Source organism: Streptomyces zingiberis (assembly GCF_012034935.1).
Classification (GTDB): domain Bacteria; phylum Actinomycetota; class Actinomycetes; order Streptomycetales; family Streptomycetaceae; genus Streptomyces; species Streptomyces zingiberis.
Map to the genome: position 1 here is coordinate 206208 of NZ_JAATEN010000003.1, position 19753 is coordinate 225960.

A 19753-nucleotide genomic window follows, 5' to 3' on the forward strand; every position below is an offset into this window, starting at 1 on the left:
GCCCGCGACCGACCCGTTCACCCCGGTGTCGGTGGTGCCGCCGGGCGCCGTCCGGGCCCGGGGCCGGGCTGTGACCTCGATCGAGCGGACCCCGCATCAGGGGGTTCAGCGGCGGTCAGCTTCCGCAGCAGGCCTGCGGCGCGGCCTCGGCGCTCTTGCCGAGGGTGTCGGCGTCGGCCTTGACGACGTAGACCTCCCACGGCTCCTTGCCCGGGCCGTGGACCCAGACCTTGTCCTGGAGGGCGTAGCAGCAGGAGGTGTCGTTCTCCTCGAACGTCGCCAGGCCCGCCTCCTTCAGGCGTGTGGTCGCCGCGGTGACCTCCTCGGCGGAGGTGACCTCGACGCCGAGGTGGTCCAGACGGGTCTCCTCGCCCGGCCGGCCCTCGATGAGGACCAGCTTGAGCGGGGGCTCGGCGATGGCGAAGTTGGCGTAGCCCTCGCGGCGCTTGGCGGGTTCGGTGTTGAACAGCTGGGAGTAGAAGGCGATCGAGCCCTCCAGATCGGAGACGCGCAGGGCGAGCTGGGCACGGGACATGACGATCTCCTCCGTTGATTCGACGTTTATCTATGCAATGGACATTGGCATCTGGTTCGATGGATGTCAATATTGACGCATGTCGAATCGCGTGGAGCTTCCCGTAGTGGACACCGTGGCGGTGCCGTGCTGCCCGCCGCTGACCGAGCGCCCCTTCACCGCCGAGGAGGCCGAGACGGCAGCGCCGATGTTCAAGGCGCTGGGCGACCCGGTGCGGCTGCGGCTGTTCTCGGCGGTCGCCTCGCACGAGGGCGGGGAGGCGTGCGTGTGTGACATCTCCGAGGTGGGCGTGTCCCAGCCGACCGTCTCCCACCACCTGAAGAAGCTCAAGGAGGCCGGGCTGCTCACCTCCGAGCGGCGCGGCACCTGGGTGTACTACCGCGTCGAGCCGTCCGTCCTGGCCGCGATGGGCAAGCTGCTGGCCCCGCCCGCGGGAGCATGAGGGCCCCGGGCGCGCCGGAGCCGGCGGCAGGCGGCGGGCTGGTCCGCGCCGGCGGCGGACCGGCCTGACAGGTCAGGCGGGGGGCCTGGGTGCGGGCGGCGAACGCCGCCGCCGCGCCGGGGCCGCGGGACGGCACGGACGCACCGGGGGGCGCGGGCGCGAGAGGTGCGCGCCCGCCTTCCGGCGCCCCCGCGCCCACCCCCGGCGGCCATGGGCCGGCCGCCGCGCGGTGGGCGGGTCGTTCAGCTGCCCGAGCCGACGATGGCGGTGACGCGGATCTCCACGCGCATGGCGGCGAGGCCGAGGACCGTGACGCCGGTCTCGGTCCAGATCGGCGCGCGGCCACCGAGGCGACGGCGGAACTGGTCGGCCATCACGGCGTTGTGGTCCTCCCCGATGACGTCATCCCCCGGCGCCACCTTGTGGTACGAGTTCACGTGGATGACGTCCTTCCAGGTCGCGCCGACCGTGGCGAGCGTGCGCTCCACGTTGTCGAAGGCGCGGATGATCTCCTCCTCCAGGGAGTCGGGGATGGCCAGGTCGTCGTCCACCCCGGCCTGGCCGGAGATCTCGACCCGGTCGCCGACGCGGACGGCCCCGCTGTAGCCGAGGGCCTCGTGCAACTTCTCGCCGTAGCCCGGAACGACGCCGAAGGTGACGGTGCTCATGGTGTTCCCTCTCCCTGTGGACGGGGGCGCGTTCACCCCCTGATGAGTTCACGCGTAAAGTGAAACTAACGCCGATGACTTCAAGCGTCAAGTGATGACCGGCCTTGCCGGAGAGACGGGAGGATCCATGGACAGCACGGGAGGGCCCATGAACGGCACCGGCGCGCACGGTGACCAGGAGGAGCCGCGGTGGCTCGACGAGCAGGAGAAGGCGGCGTGGACCGGGCTGATCTCCCTCGTCCTGCTGCTGCCCGGCAAGCTGGAACCGCCGCTGCGCCAGGAGCACGGCCTCACCCTGTTCGAGTACCTCGTGCTCAGCCACCTCTCCGAGGCCCCGCGGCGCACGCTGCGGATGGGGGAGCTCGCCTTCCTCGCCAGCGGGTCGCTCTCCCGCCTGTCCAACGTCGTCAAGCGCTGTGAACAGCGGGGCTGGGTCCGGCGGATGCCCGACCCGGCCGACGGCCGTTACACCCTCGCCGAACTCACCGACGACGGCTTCGACGTCGTACACCAGGCGGCACCCACGCACCTGCGATCCCTGCGCCGCACCGTCCTCGACGCGCTCAACACGACCGACCAGAAGGCCCTCGCCCGTATCGCGGAGAAACTCCGCATCGTCCCCGACGGCCTCGGCTGACCGGTCCGCGGCCTCCCGCGCGGCGGCTCGCCGGCGCTCGCCGCGGGCGGCCCGGCCGAAGACGTTCTGCGCGCGGGTCCAGAACAAGGAGGCGGTCTCCTCCTTGCTCGCGGTAGCGGTCGGCCCATCGTTTCGCAGTGGTGGGGGAAACTTGGAAGCGTTCTGCCGCGCGGCGGAGTGGCCATCGGTCGTCGACGATGCACTGCGCCAAGCGCAGACGGCCGGTCCCGGTTGAGGGCGCGTTGCGGTGGACCATGCGGGTCTTCCCGACTCGGAAGATGGCAATGGCCGGGTGCACGAACCATGTCTCGTGCACCCGGCCTTTGTCTGGACGCCGCCACGTGGTGGGGTTCGGCAGCGGATTGCACGAGATCTGGGTGACTCGCGTGGAATGCGTGTGGTCATGGGCGGGTCACCAGACGTCTCGCGAGGGTCCGGGTCAGCCGGTGGGCTGTGCTGCCTTCCAGGCGCGGTAGTACCGGCCGGGGTCGTCGGTGAAGGAGGCATGGCGAGGACGCCAGCCAAGGAGGCGATGGGCCTTGGCGCTGGTGACGAGTTCGTCCTGGTCGGCGGCCATGTGCATCATGCCGCCCGCCTCGGCACTTTCCACGGTGATCTCGCCGGTGTAGCCGGCGGCGCGCACGGCGGTCTCCTGCATGTCCAGGGCGGTCAGGCGCTGGTCGTCGGCGATCACGAAGACCTCGCCGTCGACGGAGGCGGGGTTGTGGAGGATGCGGAGGTAGGCGTCGGCGAGGTCGTCGACATGGACCCAGCTCCAGCGTTTGGCGGTGTCGCCGTAGAAGACGGGCTTGCCGGCTTCGGCGGCGGCGAACCACTGGCCCGTCATGGAGGTCGTGGCGGGGCCGCCGTACAGGAAGCCGGGACGGACCACGGTATGCGCGAGGCCGCTGGCGGCGAGCTCCTTCTCCAGGGCGAAGCGGAAGCCGATGGGACTGTCGGGGTTGCCGGGTGTGTTCTCGTCCATGAGAGGCAGACCGGTGCGGCCGTAGGAAGAGATGCCGGTGGTGAACACCAGGTGGCGGCGGCGCCCGTCGCGCTCCTGGGCTGCGGCGAGTTCGGCGAACAGGCGCTGGTCGGCGCCTATCGGGTCGCTCATGTCCATCAGGAGGTGCACGACCGCGTCCGTGCCGTCCAGGTGACTGCGCCAGGTGCCGGGGTTGGAGAAGTCGCCCTGTACGGGGGTGACTTCGTTCAGGACGAGGTCACCGGCGGCCTGGGTGGTGGTATCGCGGGCCAGGCCCAGGACGGTGTGCCCGGCGCGGGCCAGGGCGGCGGAGACGCGGCGGCCGGCGTAGCCGGTGGCTCCGATGACGAGGATCTGCATGAGGTGGTACTCCGATGTCGGTGTGGTCCGCGGTGGCTGAGCGTCAGGCGGCGGGAGAGGGGGTGAAGAAGCGGGCGAGTCGCCCGGCTGTCCAAGCGGGGTTGTCGGCGGCGAAGGTGTGGGCGGCACCGGGCACGATGTCCTCGCGCACGTCGCGCGCGGCCTGGCGGGCACCGTCCAGGAGGATCTGCTGCGGCAGTCCGAACTCGCCGTTGAGGACCAGGACCGGCATCTGCACGGGGCCGGCGTTCCGGGCGGTGCGGCCGTCATCGGCCAGGGTGGCGTAGTGCTCGAACCCACCGCGCATCGCGTTGGGCGCACTGTAGGTGCGCAGCAGGTCGGTGCGGTCGGCTTCCGTGATCCCCCCGCGGCTCATCATCGACCAGAAGCCCGACAGGTACGCCTCCTCCTTGCCCGCGGTGAGCATCGCGGCCAGCTCGCTCTGGGCGTGGAAGCCGAAGTGCCACGACCCTCCAGTGGCCGGGTTCATGTGCTCCTCCAGGCCGAAGCCGGGCAGGAACGCTTCGCTCAGTACCAGCCGGGACACCTCGTCGGGATATGCCTGCGCCCAGGCATGGGCGGTCATCGCGCCGACGTCCGTGCCGACCACGTACGCCTGGTCGCGGCCGACGTGGTGCAGGAGCTGGTGCAGGTCTTCGGCCTCGTCCCGCTTGCCCCAGCGGCCCGCCGGTATGGAGGAGTCGCCGGAACCGCGCAGGTCAGGCGCGATCACCGTGAAGCCGTGCTCGGCCAGCAGCGGCATCACCGCGCGCCACTCGATCCAGCTGAACGGCCATCCGTGGAGCAGGACGATCGCGGGGCCGCTCCCTCCGATCACGCAGTGCAGCCGGACGTCGTTGACATCGGCGTACGAGTGGGCGAAACCCTCTGGCGCGGCAGCGGGGGACAGCATGCGACCACCTCTCTCATTTTGCTTGCTTAAGCAAGCATCTCCCTTGTTGCTTGCTTCGTCAAATACACTCGGCGGATGGACGCCGACACCGCCCCGCTGACAGCAGATGAACTCCGCCTCTGGCAGAGCCTGGGCCGCCTGGTGCACGCCCTGCCGCGTGCGCTGGAGGAAGACATGTCCCGCACGGGCGTCACCATGACCGAGTTCGCCGCGCTGCTGCTTCTCAGCGAGGCCCCCGAGCACCGCATGCGCATGTCCGCCCTCGCCGACGCGGCCGGGCTCACCCCCTCCCGGATCACCCGGGTCGTCGACGGATTGGCCAAGCACGGACTCGCACGCAAAGAGCGTCACGGTCAGGACGGCCGCGGCAATGAGGCGATCCTCACCGAAGCCGGACTACGCACCATGCGTACGGCCCAGCCTGCACACCTGGCCAGCGCCCGCGGCCGCGTCCTCGACCACATTCCCCCAGACCTGGTTCCGTCCCTCGCCCAGATCCTCGCGACCCTCGCCGCAAGCCTGTCCCCGGAACACCGCGGCGCCTGAGCCCTGCTCGCCACCGCCACCGCCACGGCCACGGCCACGGCCACGGCCACGAGCGACTTCACATCCCACAGCGCGGCGCGGCGCGCGCTGCCGCTCAGTTATCTCAGCGATCCGCCTGACCACCCGGCTTTTGAGAACCTGGGTCAAGCCTCGTCCCCGGCCCAGCTCCACGACGATCTTCTGCCGCTCTCCGATCTGAATGCTCCGTCACCAACTCTGTGGACAGACCACCTAGGCTTCCGCCGTGGACGACACCTCACCCGACATACGGATCAGGCCGGGCGGCCCGGCCGACGCACCGGCCATGCTGGACATGCTCGACTCGGCGATCGTCTGGATGAACGAGCGCGGCAACACGGAGCAGTGGGGCACGACACCCTATTCGCAGAAGCCGGGCGGGGTGGCGCGGGTCCAGCGGTACACGACCGAGCACGCCCCCTACATCGCGGAGCTGGGCGGAGCCCCTGCCGGAGCGCTGGTCCTGGGCTCCGGGCCCAGCTCGGAGGTGGCGATCGCACCCGCCGGGGAACCCGAGCGGTACGTCCGGCTGCTCGTCTCCGACCGGCGGCACGCCGGTCTGGGCATCGGAGCGGCACTGCTGGCCCATGCCGTCGAGGAGACCCGGCGGGCCGGCGTGGACCTGCTGCGGGTCGACTGCTGGGCGGGCGGCGGAGGCGAACTGGTCGCGTTCTACGAACGCAACGGCTTCACCCCCGTCGACCGTTTCCTGCACGGGTCCTGGCCCGGGCAGGTGCTGGCACGGCGGGTCGGCTGAGGCCGACGGCTCCGGCCAGGCACCCGCGAGGCGGCCCACGGCCTGGGCCGGTGGCCGCGGGCCCGCATGCGCCGGGCGCTGTGACGCCACGGGGCGGTCAGGTGTTCGTCGGGCGGGCGGTCGGGCGGTCGGGCGGTCGGGCGGAGGAGAATCGGGCCATGGCGACCGGGGGCGGGGACTTCGAGCTGAGTGTGGACGAGTTGCGCGAGGTCGCGCGCTTCTCCGTGGAGAGTGCCGGGCAGGTGCTGCCCGTCTTCGAAGCGGCCCACCCCGGTGACCGACGGCCCCGGGCGGCGGTCGACGCCGCGTGGGAGTTCGTGAACGGTGGGCGCAGGACCAGGCTCCAGCGCGTCACCGCGCTGGACGCGCACCGGGCGGCGAAGGAGGCGGCCGGCGAGGCGGAACGGCTCGCCGCGCGGGCGGCCGGTGATGCCGCGGCCGCCGCCTACCTCCACCCGATCGCCCAGGCCACCCAGGTGGGCCACATCCTGCGGGCCGCCGCGTGCGCGGCCCGGGTGGGCGAGCTGGCCGCCGGCGGCGACCCGGACGTCGGGCTCGGGCTGGTGGCGGAGGCGCGGCGGCGGGCGACGCCGGTCCTGGTGGACGTGCTCCGGCGATACCCGCCCGCGCCGGCCGGTACGGGACGGGACACGCAGCTCATGGTGGCCCTGGACGCCTCCTTGCGATCCCTCTGAACTCCCGGCGGGAACCCGGCCTCGGGAACCGTGGAGAGCGCCGGGCGGACCCCGTGCGCCTGGCACCGGGCAGGGTCGGGGTGATCGCCGGGTTCGGAATGATCGCCAAGGTCGGTCGGGCACGGCACACTCGTGTCACCCGTGACGGCGCTGTCGGCCGTGCCGTGGCTGCTCGGGCTGTTCGGAGTCTTCGAGTTGTTGGGGCTGCTCAGCGCTGCCCAGGGCCTCCGGCCCCGGGAGGAGGCGGAGTTCGAACCAGACCGTCTTGCCGATGCCGCCCGGGCGGCGGTACGCGCCCCACCAGTCGGCCAGGGCGTCCACCAGGACCAGCCCACGGCCCGATTCGGCCGGTTCCACGGCGGCCTCCCCGGGTTCGCGGTTCGCCCCGCCGGGACCCCGGTTCCTCCCGCCGAGTTCGGGCGCCTGCCGGAACGACGGCATCTCGTCGCCCGCGTCGGACACCTCGACGCGCAGCCGGGGGCGCGGGTCGGTGTCGGGGTCGGGGCACGCGGCTGGGCAGGTACCGGTCACCGCACACGCGGGGTTCGCGGCGTTCGCGGGGTTCTGGGTGTTGCCGGCCTGTTCGGCAGGTTCGGCACTCCCGGCGTGGTCGGCGAGGACGCGGATGCTGATATGGCGGTCCGGGGGTGTGTGCGCGTGGCGGTAGGCGTTGGTGACCAGTTCGCTGAGGAGGAGGACGGCGGTCTCCACCGTCTCGTCGGGGAGCCGCCAGGAGCGGGACTGTTCGCGCAGCAGCGTCCGCGCGCGGCCCACGCTCTGCGCGCGGTGCGGCAGGCGCCACTCGATGTCCCGGGGGAGTTTGCCACCGGTCATCTCCCGGCGCGCGGTGGTTGGTTGGGAGTCGCCCATGAGTGGGGTAAATGCGCTGTTCACGGTGGAAGCCTGCCGTGGCGCCCCTAGCCTCCGAAGGAGCGAAGCGGGTACGGAGCGTAGTCGTACCCGAGGTGCACCGAGGAAGGCGGGGCGCAGTGGTGACGGAGAATCCCCAGCCGCCGATGGCGTGGCGGTACTGCGGCAACCAGATCAAGCTGTGGCGGACGCGGGCCGGCGTCAGCCGCGAGGAGCTGGGCAAGGAGGCGTGCTACGAGTACGAAACGGTCAAGTCGATGGAGCAGGGCCGCCGAAAGCCCACGCTACGGCTGCTCCAGGTCGCGGACGAGATGTGCGGGGCACACGGGCTGCTGCTGGCGGCGGAGGACTACCTGAAGCCGGAGAAGTATCCACCGCGTACGCATGACTTCATGGCAGCCGAGGAAACGGCAGTCGCCCTGCACAGCTACGCAACCATGTTCATTCCTGGCCTGTTGCAGACGGCGGCTTACGCGCGGTTTCTGATGGGCGACTATTGCCCTCCGCTGGACGATGAGACGGTTGATGAGCGAGTTGCCTCCCGCCTCCAACGCCAGGGGAAACTGACAAGCAAGCCTCCGGCTCTCTTCAACTTCGTGATCCACGAGGCGGCGCTGCGAAGTTTGGCGGGAGGTCCCGAGGTCATGGGACCTCAGCTTCGTCACCTCGTGACCATCGGCAGGCTTCGTAATGTTTCCGTGCAGGTGCTCCGGCTGGACTCAGGAACAACCGCAGGGCTCGCAGGTCCGTACGTTCTCCTGGAGACAGCCGAACACGAGCAGTACGCCTATGTGGAGGGCCAGGAGACGGGAGTTCTGTACACCGATCCGCTCAAGCTCAGTAGGCTCACTCAGCGCCATGGAATGATCCGTATGCATGCCCTCGGCACCGAAGAATCGGCCCGGTTCATCGACAAGATCGCGGAGGAGCTATGAGCTCGCTACTGACGTGGTTCAAGTCCAGCTACAGCGACGGGGAAGGGGGGGACTGCGTGGAAGTCGCTCTGCCATGGCGTAAGTCCACGTACAGCGACTCCGGTGGTGGCGCCTGCGTAGAAGTTGCCCCCCCGTGGATTAAATCCACCCACAGCGACTCTCAAGGCGGCAACTGCGTCGAAGTCGCCGACTGCGCGCACGCCGTGCACGTGCGGGATTCGAAGGATCCGGCCGGGCCGCAGCTCGTCCTGGCGCCCCGGTCGTGGGTGGCCTTCCTCGGGTATGCGGGGCGGCAGCCGGTGGGGTGAGGTCGGAGCCTGGCGCGGGAACCGGCCGGATTTCGAGTGAACTCCGGCCGGGTCCCGTCACCGTGGCGTAGGGATCAACTCCCCTCCCTTTCGCCCGCGTCAAGCGCTTCGCTCCGGCCCTCCGCCAGTGACTCCGCCAGCACTTCCGCCAGGTGGCGGGCCCTGCGGCCGGCAAGCTGGTCGAGCTGGGTGCGGCAGGAGAAGCCGTCGGCGAGGAGGACGGCGCCGGGCTCGGCGTCCCGTACGGCGGGCAGGAGCTGGTCCTCGGCGCAGGCGACGGAGACCTCGTAGTGCCCGCGTTCGAAGCCGAAGTTGCCGGCGAGGCCGCAGCAGCCGCCGGCGAGGTCACCGGTCAGGCCCGCCCGTTCGCGCAGGGCGCGTTCGGCGGTGTCACCGAGGACGGCGTGCTGGTGGCAGTGGGTCTGGCCGGTGACCGGCCGGTCGAGGCGCGGCGGCTGCCAGTCCGGGGCGTGCCGGTCGAGGGCCTCGGCGAACGTGATGACGGCGGCGGCCAGTTGGGCCGCGCGGGGGTCGTCGGGGAGGAGTTCGGGCAGGTCGGTGCGGAGGGCGGCGGCGCAGCTCGGTTCCAGGCCGACCACCGGCAGACCGGCGTCCAGGGCCGGGGCCATGACGTCCAGGGTGCGCCGCATGACCGTGCGGGCGCCGTCGAGCTGTCCGGTGGAGACCCAGGTCAGGCCGCAGCAGACGGGTTTCGGGGGGACGACGACGCGGAGCCCGGCGTCCTCCAGGACCGTCACGGCGGCGCGGCCCACGGACGGGGAGAGGTGGTTGGTGAAGGTGTCCGGCCAGAGGAGGACGGTGGGGCGGGACCCGGGGCGGTCACCGGTACGTTCGCCTGTGTTTCGCCTCCCGTCCCGCTTGCCGTCCCGCTTGCCGTCCCGCTTCCCGTCCCGTTCGCGCTTGCGCCACCAGCGGCGGAACGTCTCGGGGGCCAGGGGCGGGATGTCCCGCTCCGGGGTGATGCCACCCAGCCGTTTGACGACGGAGGTCAGCGCGCCGACGCCCGCCAGGCGGTTGGCGACCGGTGCCAGCAGCGGGGCCACCGGTTCCGTCGCGCGCAGCCACCGCGGGAGGCGGCCCATGGCGTAGTGGGCGGCGGGGCGGCGGCGGCCGGCGTAGTGGTGGTGCAGGAACTCGGCCTTGTACGTGGCCATGTCGACGTTGACGGGGCAGTCGCTGCGGCAGCCCTTGCAGGAGAGGCAGAGGTCGAGCGCCTCGCGGACCTCCTCGGAGCGCCAGCCGCCGGTGATCAGCCCGCCGGGCGCCGCATCGGCACCGCCCGTGCCACCGGGCCCTCCCCCGGCTCCCCCGGCTCCCCCGGCGCCGCTGTCCGCCCTCCCGTCCGTCCCACCGGCCCCGTCCCCCGTGTCCATCCCGTCCACCCCGCCCGCCAGCATCTCGTGCAGCAGCCGGGCCCGGCCCCGGGTCGAGTGGCGCTCGTCGCCCGTGGCGCGGAAGGACGGGCACATGACGGACGCGCCCTGGTTCGGCCCCGCGACCCGGCACTTGGCGACGCCCACGCAGCGCCGGACGGCGGCGGAGAAGTCACCGCCGTCGTGCGGGTAGCCGAAGGCGACGTCCACGGGCTCCCGGGGGAGGACGGCGAAGCGCAGGTTCTCGTCCATGCGGTGCGGGCGGACGAGCATTCCGGGGTTGAGGCCGCCCGCCGGGTCCCAGAGGTCCTTGAACGCGGCGAAGGCGCCGGTCAGCTCGGGTCCGTACATGCGGGGCAGCAGTTCGGCGCGCGCCTGGCCGTCGCCGTGTTCGCCGGAGAGGGAGCCGCCGTGCGCGACCACCAGTTCGGCCAGTTCCGTGGAGAAGCGGCGGAAGCGGGCGATGCCGGGGCCGGTCAGCAGGTCGAAGTCGATGCGGACGTGGATGCAGCCGTCCCCGAAGTGCCCGTAGGGGAGGCCGCGCAGGCCGTGTTCGGCGAGCAGTGCGCGGAAGTCGCTCAGGTAGGCGCCGAGGCGGGCGGGCGGGACGGCGCAGTCCTCCCAGCCGGGCCAGGCCTCGCTGCCGTCGGGCATGCGGGTGGCGGTGCCGGAGGCGTCCTCGCGGATGTGCCACAGGGCGCGCCGGCCGGCGGGGTCGGTGACGACGAGGCTGCCGGTGGTGGCGTCGGCGGCGGCGCGGCACAGGCGGTCGGCGTGCGCGCGGGCCTCCTCGGGGGTGGCGCCGCCCGTCTCCACGAAGAGCCAGGCGCCGCCCGGGGGCAGGGCGGCGGCGGCCCGGTCGGGCACCAGGTCGGAGGCCATGCCCTCGACGGTCAGCGGGCCGTGCGGCAGCAGGGTGTGCGCGGCCTCGGCGGCCTCGCTCTCGCCGGGGTAGCCGAGGACGGCGAGGGCGCGGGCGGGTGGTGACGCGACGAGGCGGACGGTCGCCTCCGTCAGCACGCCGAGGGTGCCCTCGCTGCCGGTGAAGGCACGCGTCCAGTCGGGGCCGTTCTCCGGGAGCAGCGCGTCGAGGGCGTAACCGGAGATACGGCGGGGCAGGCCCGTGGGGTATCCGGTGCGCAGGGCGGTCAGGTGGCGGGCGACGAGGGCGTCGGCGCCGGTGCGGAGGGACGGGGGGAGGACGGAGCCGCCGGTCCCGCCCTGACCGCCGGTGGTGGTCCCGGTTCCGGTCCCGGGTCCGGCCCCGTCCGGCCGCACCAGCCTCGCCGCCTCGCCCCCGTACGTCAGGACGTTCAGCGCGCGGACGTTGTCGGCGGTGGTGCCCCAGGCGACGGAGTGCGCGCCGCAGGCGTTGTTGCCGATCATGCCGCCGATGGTGCAGCGGCTGTGGGTGGACGGGTCGGGGCCGAAGGTCAGCCCGTGCGGGGCGGCGGCCGAGCGGAGGCTGTCGCAGACGGTGCCGGGCTGGACGACGGCGGTACGCGTCTCCGGGTCGACGGCGAGGACGCGGTTCATGTGGCGGGTGAAGTCGAGGACGACCCCGGTGCCGGTGGCCTGCCCGGCGATGGAGGTACCGGCGCCACGGGGGACGACGGGCACCCCGAGCTCCCGGCAGACGGCGAGCGCGGCGGCCACGTCCTCGGCGTCCCGCGGCGCGACGGTGCCGAGGGGCACGCGGCGGTAGTTGGAGGCGTCCATGGTCATCAGCGCGCGGTCACCGGCGGTGAACTCCACCTCGCCCCGGACCGCGCGGCGCAGCTCACGGGCGAGGGCGGGGGCGAGGTCCGGACCGGACGGGCCTGACGGACCGGACGGACCGGACGGACCGGCCTGCCGGGCCGGGGACCGGGCGCCCGTCGCCGGGCCGACGGACCGGGAGGGGGCCGGGCCCGCACCGCCGTGATCAGGGCTGCGGCGATCCGCGCTACCGCGATCCGGGGTGCCGCGACCCGGGGTGCCGCGATCCGCACCCCCGGGACCTGTACTGCCGTCACCCGCACTGCTCTGACCCGCGCTGGGGTGACCCTCGCCGCCCGGACCCGCACCTTCGTGATCAGCCATGGGTCCAGACTGCATGCTCCAGGGGCGCCGACGGAACATCACCGGCCGGGTCGTCGGGGGGCCCGCGGACCTGCGAACCGGGCGGCTGGAAGCGGTCGAGGACGCTGCGGGCCCCGAAGTCGGGGCGGCCGATCCCGCCCGGCCGCCGGACAGCCACCGAGCCGCCACCGGGCCGCCGCCGGGCCGCCGCGTCACCAGGCCACCGAGGGCTCCACGCCGCCACCCCGCCGCCCCACCCCGTCAGCACCCGAGCCCCGTCAGCACCCGAGCCCGCCGGCCCCCGGCGAGATCGTCGCCGGGGGCCCCGGCACCACCGGGCCCGGCCGGCGTCCGCGGAGGGAGCCAGCCACCGACCGAGATTCCCGTCTCACCCGCTGGACGAGTCCCCGATCACCGGCACCGGGAGGGCTAGGCTGCTGCCGTGGCTGATATCCAGATCCCCGCTGACATCAAGCCCGCCGACGGTCGCTTCGGCTCGGGTCCCTCCAAGGTGCGGACCGAGGCGCTCAGCGCGCTGGCCGCCACCGGCAGCTCCCTGCTCGGCACCTCGCACCGCCAGGCCCCGGTGAGGAACCTGGTCGGCCGGGTGCGCGAGGGCATCGCCGAGCTGTTCTCGCTGCCCGAGGGGTACGAGGTCGTCCTCGGCAACGGCGGCACCACGGCCTTCTGGGACATCGCGACCCACGGCCTCATCGAGACCAGGTCCCAGCACCTCTCCTTCGGCGAGTTCTCCTCGAAGTTCGCCAAGGCCGCGAAGCTCGCTCCGTGGCTGGAGGAGCCCACGGTGATCACGTCCGACCCCGGCTCCCACCCGGAGCCGCGGGCCGAGGCGGGCGTGGACGTCTACGGGTTGACGCACAACGAGACGTCCACCGGCGTCGCCGCGCCCCTCGCCCGGGTCCAGGGCGCCGACCAGGGCGCGCTGGTACTGGTCGACGCCACGTCCGGCGCGGGCGGCCTGCCCGTGACGATCACCGAGACGGACGTCTACTACTTCGCCCCGCAGAAGTCCTTCGCGGCGGACGGCGGCCTGTGGATCGGCGTCTTCTCCCCCGCCGCGCTGGAGCGTGCCGCCCGGGTGCACGCCTCCGGCCGGCACGTCCCGGAGTTCTTCTCGCTGCCGACGGCGATCGACAACTCGCGCAAGAACCAGACGTACAACACCCCGGCGCTCACCACCCTCTTCCTCCTCGCCGACCAGCTCGACTGGATCAACGGCCAGGGCGGTCTGGAGTGGGCCGTGAACCGCACGGCGGACTCCTCCTCCCGGCTGTACGGCTGGGCGGAGAAGGCGGAGTACGCGACGCCGTTCGTCTCCGACCCGGGCAAGCGCTCGCAGGTGGTCGGCACGATCGACTTCGACGACTCGATCGACGCGGCGGCGGTCGCCAAGGCGCTGCGCGCCAACGGGATCGTGGACACCGAGCCGTACCGCAAGCTGGGGCGGAACCAGCTCCGGGTCGCGATGTTCCCGGCGGTCGAGCCGGCGGACGTCGAGGCGCTGACGCGCTGCGTGGACCACGTCATCGAGCAGCTCTGACAGCTGCGCCGGGTACGGCCCGGCCCGTCCGGCGCCTGCGCCCTCCCGTTCTCCGGGCCTCCACCGTTCGCCGGTGGGGGCCCGGAGGCGTTGCCGGGGGGTGTTCCCGGCGGGATGCCACCGGGATGGCGCCCGGCCGGGGACGCGGCCACGCGGCCCACGCGGCCCACGCGGCCCACGCGGTCCACCCGGTTCGCCCCGTCGGCCGGTTCCCGTCCGGGCCGTCTCCGCTCAGCGCGCGGCCGGAGGGTGCCCGGTCACCGGCTCAGCCGCTGGTAGCGGCGGACGGCCAGTGGCAGGAAGACGGCCGTGAGGAGCGCGGGCCAGACCACGGCCATCAGCAGGGCGTGCTGTTCGATCCAGCTCCCGCCGGTGGGGACGGGGTTGCCGAAGAGTTCCCGGATGGCGTTGGCCGTGGACGAGACGGGGTTCCACATGGCCACCGCGCCCAGCCAGTCCGGCATCATCGACGGCGGGGTGAAGACGCTGGAGACCATGCCGACAGGGAAGGCGACGGCGAAGAGATTCCCCGCCGCCTCCTGGTTGGGCACCAGCAGACCCAGGTAGATCCCGATCCAGATGAGCGCGAAGCGCAACAGGATCAGCAGCCCGAACGCCGACAGGGTGGCCACGAGGGAGCCGTCGGAGCGCCAGCCGACGGCGAGCGCGATCAGCGCCATCACCAGCAGGTCGGCGCAGGCTCCCACGACGTCCGCCACCCCGCGCCCGCTCACCACCGCGGAAGGGGCCATGGGCATGGAGCGGAAGCGGTCCATGACGCCCTTGTCCCGGCCCACGGCGACCATCATCGCCGTGTTCATGAAACCGAAGGCCATGGTCATGGCGAACATGCCGGGCAGGGCGTAGTCCCGGTAATCGCCCGCCCCGACCTCCATGGCGCTGCCGAAGACGTACACGAAGAGCAGCACGGAGACGATCGGGAAACCGAGCTGCCAGGCGATGTTGGCGGGCTGCCGCACCAGATGGGTCAGCTCGTTGCGGACGATGACCAGGCAGTCGGCCACGGCCCAGTACACGCGGCGTTCGGGAAGGCCGGAGGGCGGGAGCAACGCGGGGGCGGGGGGCGCGGGCGGGGAGCCCGTGTCCGCGAGGGTGGCGGTGGGGCCGACGGGGGCGCCAGGGGTGTTCATGCCACGGTCTCCTTCCGGCCGGTCGCGCCGTGCGCGCGGCTGCTTCCACCGGGGGCGCGCCGGCCGGCGCCGCCGTCGGTGTGATCACCGCTGTCGCGGCCGTCGCCACCGCCGGTGGCGTCCGCCCGGGCCTCCCCGGCCGCCGGTCCGCTCCCCTCCGCGCGGTGACCGGTGAGGTGGAGGAACACCTCGTCCAGCGTCGGGCTGCGGAGGCCGATGTCCTCGACGGTGATCCGCTCGTCCTGGAGCGTCCGTACGACGTGGGTGAGGGCGCCCACCCGGTCCGTGACCGGGGCCGCGATCCGCCGCGTCTCCGGATCGCCGTCCGGCTCCCCGGAGCTGACGCGGGCGATGATCCGGGAGGCCGCGGCGAGGTCGGCGGGCTCGCGGACGACGACCTCGATCCGGTCCCCGCCGATCTGCCGCTTCAGGGCGGCGGGGCTGTCATCGGCGACGGCACGGCCACGGTCGATGACGGAGACGCGGTCGGCGAGCTTGTCCGCCTCGTCCAGGTACTGGGTGGTGAGCAGCACGGTGGTGCCGCCCGCGACCAGGGAGCGCACCGACTCCCAGACCTCGCTGCGCCCGCGCGGGTCGAGCCCGGTGGTGGGCTCGTCGAGGAAGAGCACCTCAGGGGCGAGGATCATGCTGGTGGCCAGGTCGAGCCGGCGGCGCATGCCCCCGCTGAACTCCTTGACGGCCCGGTCGGCGGCGTCCGCCAGCCCGAACTGTTCGAGCAGCTCGGCGGCGCGGCGCCCGGCCCGCTTCCGGTCGAGGTGGAAGAGACGGCCGAACAGCACGAGGTTCTGCCGGGCGGTGACGATCTCGTCCACCGCCGCGTACTGGCCGGTGAGGCCGATACGGCGGCGCACCGCCCGCGGGTCGCGGGCCACGTCCACCCCGGCGACCTCGGCCCGCCCGCCGTCGAGCCGGAGCAGGGTGGCGAGGATGCGGACGACGGTGGTCTTGCCGGCTCCGTTCGGGCCGAGCAGCCCGTGGACGGCACCGCGGCTCACCACCAGGTCGAACCCGTCGAGGGCGCGCTTCTCACCGTAGTGCTTGCGCAGCCCGTCGGTGAGGACGGCCGGAGGCGCGGCAGCAGCCGCGGCCGCGGGAGGCGTCGGGGCCGGGGCCGGAGGCGGGATCGAGGGCGGCCGCTCCACGGGGGCGGACCCCCCGCTCGGGCCGGTGGACCGGGGTTCGGGCACAGCTGGACTCCACATCTCTTCCGGTGACGTGACGGGTGGTTCGCGGTGACGGGTGGTTCGCGGTGGCGGTCGTTCGCGGTGGCGGTCGTTCGCGGTGACGGGCGGCTCCCGGAGACGCGCCGGCCGGGGCGACGGCACCCCCGGCCGCGCCGCCCCGGGAGCGCCGCGGCTCGAAGGGTGCACGGCTGGGCGGCCGTGCGCGATGCGGCCGGAACCACAGGGAATCGAGTACGGCGTACGCGAGGAGAGTACACCGTACGCGCAGCCGCGTACAGCGCACGCAAAGGGGCTGATGGCGGTCGGCGTCCCGGGGAAGGCGGCCGATACGATGGACCGCGAGATGACGACCGAACACAGCGGCAGCGGAGACCCCAACCGCAGCATGGAGCTGCTCTGGGGGGTCGGCGAGCGCCGCACCCGCGGCCCCAGGCCCGCCCTCTCCCTGGACCGGATCGTCACCACGGCCGTGGACATCGCGGACGCCGACGGGCTGGGCGCCGTCTCGATGCGCCGGATCGCCGCCGAGCTGGGCGTCGGCGCCATGTCCCTCTACCGTTACGTCCCGGGCAAGGCCGAACTGCTCGACCTCATGCTCGACAAGGTCAACGGCTTCGACCGGGAGACGGCGGCGGACCCGGTAACGCTCGGCTGGCGCGCGCTCCTGGAGCAGGTCGCCCGTGGCGTCTGGGACCTCTACGGCCGCCACCCGTGGCTGGTCCATGTCGACCAGGCCCGCCCGATCCTCGGCCCCGGGGCGCTGAGCGGCCTGGACTACGCCCTCGCCGGGCTCGCGTCCCTTCCACTGAGCGACCGGGAGCGGATGAACCTCGTCGTCATCCTGGACGGTTTCGTCACCGGGACGGCGCGCAGCCGGGTCACCAGCGAACAGGCCGAACAGCGCACCGGGATCAGCGACGAGGACTTCTGGAAGGCCCAGGCACCCATCCTGGAACGGGTCATGTCCAGCGGCGCCTACCCGGCCCTCGCCGCCCTGACGGAGGACGCCTTCTCGTCGGGCTGGCAGGAGATCTTCGACCTGGGACTCGGTCAGCTCCTCGACGGCATGGAGGCGTTCATCACCCGCCGGGAGCGGGAGCGAGAAGGGACCGGGAGAGCCGGGGCGGACGACCGGGCCGGCTGACCGGACGCTCCGGGCGGCGCGTCCGCCCCGGATCCCGTCGGGGCGGTGACGGGTGCCGTCCAGCTCCCCCGGTCCCTTCCCGGCGGTCACTCCCGGAAAGCCGACGCGGCCTCCGTGGCCGTCACGCCCGGCCCGCGCCGGGCCGGCTCCCCTTCGAGGCCGGCCCACCGGGCTCCCGTCGCCCGATGACCCGTCAGCGGGGTGCCGCCGTGGACGCCGGCCGTCCGGGCCGGCGCGGGCCGTCCGTCCCGCGCCCTCCCGTCCCGTGCCCTCCCGTCCCGTGCTGCCGGACTCAGTCGAGGATCGCGGTCGCCTCCACCTCCACCAGGACATCGGGCTCGAAGAGGTGATCGACCCCGATCAGCGAGGAGGGCGGAAGGGGCGTCGGCAGCCCGATCTCCTCCGCCACCTGACCGACGCCCGCCATGAAGGCCTCGATCTTCTCGGGGGCCCAGTCCGTGACGTAGAAGGTCAGCCGCAGGACGTCGCCGAACGACGCACCCGCTCCCGCGAGGCCCCGTGCGGTGTTCCGCAGCGCGTGGGCGACCTGCCCCGCGAGGTCCCCCGGGGCGACGGGAGTCCCCTCCGGCGTCCGGGCGATCTGGCCGCTGACATGCACGTGACGCGTGCCGGTGCCCACGGCGACGTGCTCGTACGGGGTGGGCCGCAGCATGCCTTCAGGGGTGAAACGGCGAACGGACATGGAGGTCTCCTGAGATCGAAAGAATCGGTATACCTTTGCTACCTGGTAGACGAAGGACACTTCAAGGAGACCAGGTATCGTGCCGGAAACCACGGACAGCCACGAGGGCGAATTCAGGATCGAGCACCCCCACCGGGAACTCCTCGACCAGGTGCTGGACAAGTGGTCGCTGAGCGTCCTCAACGAACTCTGCGAACGCCCCTGCCGCTTCAACGACCTCCGCCGCGCGATCCCCGAGGTGACCCAGAAGTCGCTCACCGCGACGCTGCGCCGGCTCGAACGCAACGGCATCGTGGAACGGTCGCTCCTCAGCTCCCGCCCCGTGGCCGTGGAGTACCGGATCACTCCCCTGGGCAAGACCATGCGGCCGCCGGTCGAGGTGCTCCTGGAGTGGGTCGCGGCCCACATGCCCGAGGTGGAACGCGCCCGCAGAGCCTTCGACGACGACGGCGACGACGACGGCGCGTGAGAGCGCGCACGCACGCTGCACGCCTACGGGATCGTCGCCCAGGAAGGCCGGTGGTTCGTCACGGGCAAGGAAGCCGGATCGGCGAGCGCGCCCGGGCTGCTCCGGCGAACCGCCCTACGGGGGCCGTGGCCGCCGTCCGCCGTACTGATCGGCGGACTACACCGGCGTCTCTTCAGACGTCATGTCCATGGGATCGCCGATCTGCCGGTCGTGGTGGCGATCGTGGTGCGGCTGGTGCCGGATGTGTTGGGGGAACCGTTCCAGCGGGTGGTGCCCGAGGTGCGTTCGCGACCACAGGGCAGTGGTCGGCGTCGACATGGCGATGGGGAGGTGCCGGCTTTGCAGCCGCAGACCGGTGTCAGCGGCCGGCCCGGAATCCCCACGTACAGCCAGTTGTGTCACTCTTGGTTACGTCCCCGGGCTCGACGTCTGACCCGACCGGTCACCTGCGGATGGACGTGACCGGTTATCGGGCCACGCCAGTGCCAGGCACAGGCGATCAACTGTCCGCGGAGTGAGCGTCGGCAAGGGCCTCGCCGAAGAGTCGTCCGGCGAGTTCCACGCAGCGCATCCGGGCAGGAGAGAAGTCGTAGGGCATCTTGGCAATCGCTGCGGCGGCACTCATCTCTGTGCGCTCCTCCCCTTCCAGGCCGGCGTCGTAGATCTCGAAGATCCTCTCCTCTGCCGCGTCGGGACCAGCTGCCTCGATGGCCCGATTCAGGGCCATTTGGTGAGCGCATCGCTGTGCGGCGAGCTCTTCGATGCGCGGGTCGTCGGGTTCGACGCCGTCGTCGAGAGCGGCCTCGGCCGCCTCAAGACGGTCATCCTCGGCCCGCAGGTCGGGGTGGGTGGCCAGCACGATGAACGCGCCGGCCTGGATGGCGGCGCCCAGCGGCCCGAAGATCCGTTCCGTGACCAGCAGGGCGTCCAGATCGGAGGGGCGCAACGCTCCCGGGGGCAGGTGGCTGAGCCGGTCCGTGACCAGTTCGGAGAGCAGCCCCAGCGGGCTGCCCACCGCCCGCAGGCGTTGAACAGCCGCGCGCCGACGTTTGATGGCGGCCTCCTGCGCCGCCAAGGTTTCCTCCAGCCTGCTCAGTACCGACTCGATATCCGGGGTGTGGTCCAGGGCCTCGTCTCCCGCTTCGCCCCGGGCTTCGCCGAAGGCGGCCCGCATGTCGTCCAGGCTGATACCGGCATCAGCCATCTTGCGGATCCACAGCAGGCGGGTCATGTCGTCATAGCCGTAGCGGCGACGGCCGTCCCCACCGCGCTCGGGTTCCGGCAGCAGACCGATCTCGTGGTAGTGACGGATGGCGCGTGGCGTGATCCCGGCGAACGCGGCGGCATCACCGATCTTGACCTGCCGGGGAGGCGTGAGGAACGGGTACATCGCAGA

The 19753-nt window shown here is 72.6% G+C and carries 20 protein-coding genes and 1 pseudogene; 10 read left to right on the top strand and 11 right to left on the bottom strand.

Annotated elements, in window-relative coordinates; translation table 11 throughout:
• Nucleotides 1–115: 115 nt before the first annotated feature.
• Nucleotides 116–535, bottom strand: a complete 420-nt coding sequence (locus tag HCK00_RS05090; protein WP_168100534.1) for an ArsI/CadI family heavy metal resistance metalloenzyme — start codon at nt 533–535, stop codon at nt 116–118.
• Between the two features lie 79 nt (nt 536–614).
• Between HCK00_RS05090 and HCK00_RS05095 the strand changes: the two genes are divergently transcribed.
• Nucleotides 615–977 (top strand): ArsR/SmtB family transcription factor, encoded by a 363-nt coding sequence (locus HCK00_RS05095; RefSeq protein WP_168100535.1) that lies wholly within the window; start codon nt 615–617, stop codon nt 975–977.
• 242 nt (nt 978–1219) lie between these two features.
• Here HCK00_RS05095 and HCK00_RS05100 read toward each other — a convergent pair whose 3' ends face one another.
• A complete protein-coding gene (locus tag HCK00_RS05100) occupies nt 1220–1645 on the bottom strand; it encodes a Rid family hydrolase (RefSeq protein ID WP_168100536.1) in 426 nt (141 codons plus the stop codon).
• Nucleotides 1646–1772: 127 nt separating this feature from the next.
• Between HCK00_RS05100 and HCK00_RS05105 the strand changes: the two genes are divergently transcribed.
• A complete protein-coding gene (locus HCK00_RS05105) occupies nt 1773–2282 on the top strand; it encodes a MarR family winged helix-turn-helix transcriptional regulator (RefSeq protein WP_240965264.1) in 510 nt (169 codons plus the stop codon).
• Between the two features lie 31 nt (nt 2283–2313).
• Here HCK00_RS05105 and HCK00_RS27335 read toward each other — a convergent pair.
• The 3 genes and pseudogenes from HCK00_RS27335 to HCK00_RS05120 all read right to left on the bottom strand — a co-directional run.
• Nucleotides 2314–2538, bottom strand: a pseudogene (locus HCK00_RS27335) (helix-turn-helix domain-containing protein); the annotation flags it as partial.
• A gap of 183 nt (nt 2539–2721) precedes the next feature.
• Nucleotides 2722–3627 carry an NAD-dependent epimerase/dehydratase family protein gene (locus HCK00_RS05115; protein ID WP_168100537.1) on the bottom strand — a complete coding sequence of 302 codons (906 nt, stop codon included), beginning with the start codon at nt 3625–3627 and terminating at the stop codon, nt 2722–2724.
• A gap of 43 nt (nt 3628–3670) precedes the next feature.
• Complete coding sequence (locus HCK00_RS05120) at nt 3671–4540, bottom strand: alpha/beta fold hydrolase (protein WP_168100538.1); 870 nt, start codon at nt 4538–4540, stop codon at nt 3671–3673.
• 75 nt (nt 4541–4615) lie between these two features.
• Between HCK00_RS05120 and HCK00_RS05125 the strand changes: the two genes are divergently transcribed.
• The 3 genes from HCK00_RS05125 to HCK00_RS05135 all read left to right on the top strand — a co-directional run bounded on the left by HCK00_RS05125 (nt 4616) and on the right by HCK00_RS05135 (nt 6556).
• Nucleotides 4616–5086 carry a MarR family winged helix-turn-helix transcriptional regulator gene (locus HCK00_RS05125; RefSeq protein ID WP_168100539.1) on the top strand — a complete coding sequence of 157 codons (471 nt, stop codon included), beginning with the start codon at nt 4616–4618 and terminating at the stop codon, nt 5084–5086.
• A 244-nt stretch (nt 5087–5330) separates the two neighbouring features.
• Entirely contained in the window at nt 5331–5861 is a 531-nt protein-coding gene (locus HCK00_RS05130; protein WP_168100540.1) for a GNAT family N-acetyltransferase, read from the top strand.
• A 158-nt stretch (nt 5862–6019) separates the two neighbouring features.
• Nucleotides 6020–6556: a putative immunity protein gene (locus HCK00_RS05135; protein ID WP_168100541.1), complete on the top strand. Its 537-nt coding sequence runs from the start codon at nt 6020–6022 to the stop codon at nt 6554–6556.
• 135 nt (nt 6557–6691) lie between these two features.
• Here HCK00_RS05135 and HCK00_RS05140 read toward each other — a convergent pair whose 3' ends face one another.
• The gene (locus tag HCK00_RS05140) at nt 6692–7450 is read right to left on the bottom strand and encodes an ATP-binding protein (RefSeq protein WP_168100542.1); all 759 of its coding nucleotides are present in this window, start codon (nt 7448–7450) and stop codon (nt 6692–6694) included.
• A 122-nt stretch (nt 7451–7572) separates the two neighbouring features.
• Between HCK00_RS05140 and HCK00_RS05145 the strand changes: the two genes are divergently transcribed.
• The gene (locus HCK00_RS05145) at nt 7573–8361 is read left to right on the top strand and encodes a helix-turn-helix domain-containing protein (protein WP_168100704.1); all 789 of its coding nucleotides are present in this window, start codon (nt 7573–7575) and stop codon (nt 8359–8361) included.
• The gene (locus HCK00_RS05150) at nt 8358–8669 is read left to right on the top strand and encodes a DUF397 domain-containing protein (RefSeq protein ID WP_168100543.1); all 312 of its coding nucleotides are present in this window, start codon (nt 8358–8360) and stop codon (nt 8667–8669) included. Before HCK00_RS05145 ends, HCK00_RS05150 begins: the two co-directional genes overlap by 4 nt.
• A 74-nt stretch (nt 8670–8743) precedes the next feature.
• On the opposite strand, the gene HCK00_RS05155 is transcribed toward HCK00_RS05150, so the two are convergent.
• Nucleotides 8744–11788: an FAD-binding and (Fe-S)-binding domain-containing protein gene (locus HCK00_RS05155; protein ID WP_168100705.1), complete on the bottom strand. Its 3045-nt coding sequence runs from the start codon at nt 11786–11788 to the stop codon at nt 8744–8746.
• Nucleotides 11789–12566: 778 nt separating this feature from the next.
• Here HCK00_RS05155 and serC point away from each other — a divergent pair.
• Nucleotides 12567–13685 carry a phosphoserine transaminase gene (serC, locus tag HCK00_RS05160; protein WP_168100544.1) on the top strand — a complete coding sequence of 373 codons (1119 nt, stop codon included), beginning with the start codon at nt 12567–12569 and terminating at the stop codon, nt 13683–13685.
• A gap of 257 nt (nt 13686–13942) precedes the next feature.
• On the opposite strand, the gene HCK00_RS05165 is transcribed toward serC, so the two are convergent.
• On the bottom strand, nt 13943–14836 hold the full coding sequence (locus HCK00_RS05165; protein WP_168100545.1) for an ABC transporter permease: 894 nt from the start codon (nt 14834–14836) through the stop codon (nt 13943–13945).
• Nucleotides 14833–15981, bottom strand: a complete 1149-nt coding sequence (locus HCK00_RS05170; protein WP_311765172.1) for an ATP-binding cassette domain-containing protein — start codon at nt 15979–15981, stop codon at nt 14833–14835. Before HCK00_RS05170 ends, HCK00_RS05165 begins: the two co-directional genes overlap by 4 nt.
• A 403-nt stretch (nt 15982–16384) precedes the next feature.
• Between HCK00_RS05170 and HCK00_RS05175 the strand changes: the two genes are divergently transcribed.
• Nucleotides 16385–17185: a TetR/AcrR family transcriptional regulator gene (locus HCK00_RS05175; protein WP_240965265.1), complete on the top strand. Its 801-nt coding sequence runs from the start codon at nt 16385–16387 to the stop codon at nt 17183–17185.
• A gap of 292 nt (nt 17186–17477) precedes the next feature.
• Here the strand turns inward: HCK00_RS05175 and HCK00_RS05180 are convergent, their stop codons facing one another.
• Nucleotides 17478–17888 carry a RidA family protein gene (locus HCK00_RS05180; protein ID WP_168100547.1) on the bottom strand — a complete coding sequence of 137 codons (411 nt, stop codon included), beginning with the start codon at nt 17886–17888 and terminating at the stop codon, nt 17478–17480.
• A 79-nt stretch (nt 17889–17967) separates the two neighbouring features.
• Here HCK00_RS05180 and HCK00_RS05185 point away from each other — a divergent pair, with 79 nt between their 5' ends.
• Complete coding sequence (locus tag HCK00_RS05185; protein WP_168100548.1) at nt 17968–18357, top strand: winged helix-turn-helix transcriptional regulator; 390 nt, start codon at nt 17968–17970, stop codon at nt 18355–18357.
• Between the two features lie 499 nt (nt 18358–18856).
• Here the strand turns inward: HCK00_RS05185 and HCK00_RS05190 are convergent, their stop codons facing one another.
• The gene (locus HCK00_RS05190) at nt 18857–19747 is read right to left on the bottom strand and encodes a MerR family transcriptional regulator (RefSeq protein ID WP_168100549.1); all 891 of its coding nucleotides are present in this window, start codon (nt 19745–19747) and stop codon (nt 18857–18859) included.
• Nucleotides 19748–19753 lie beyond the last annotated feature (6 nt).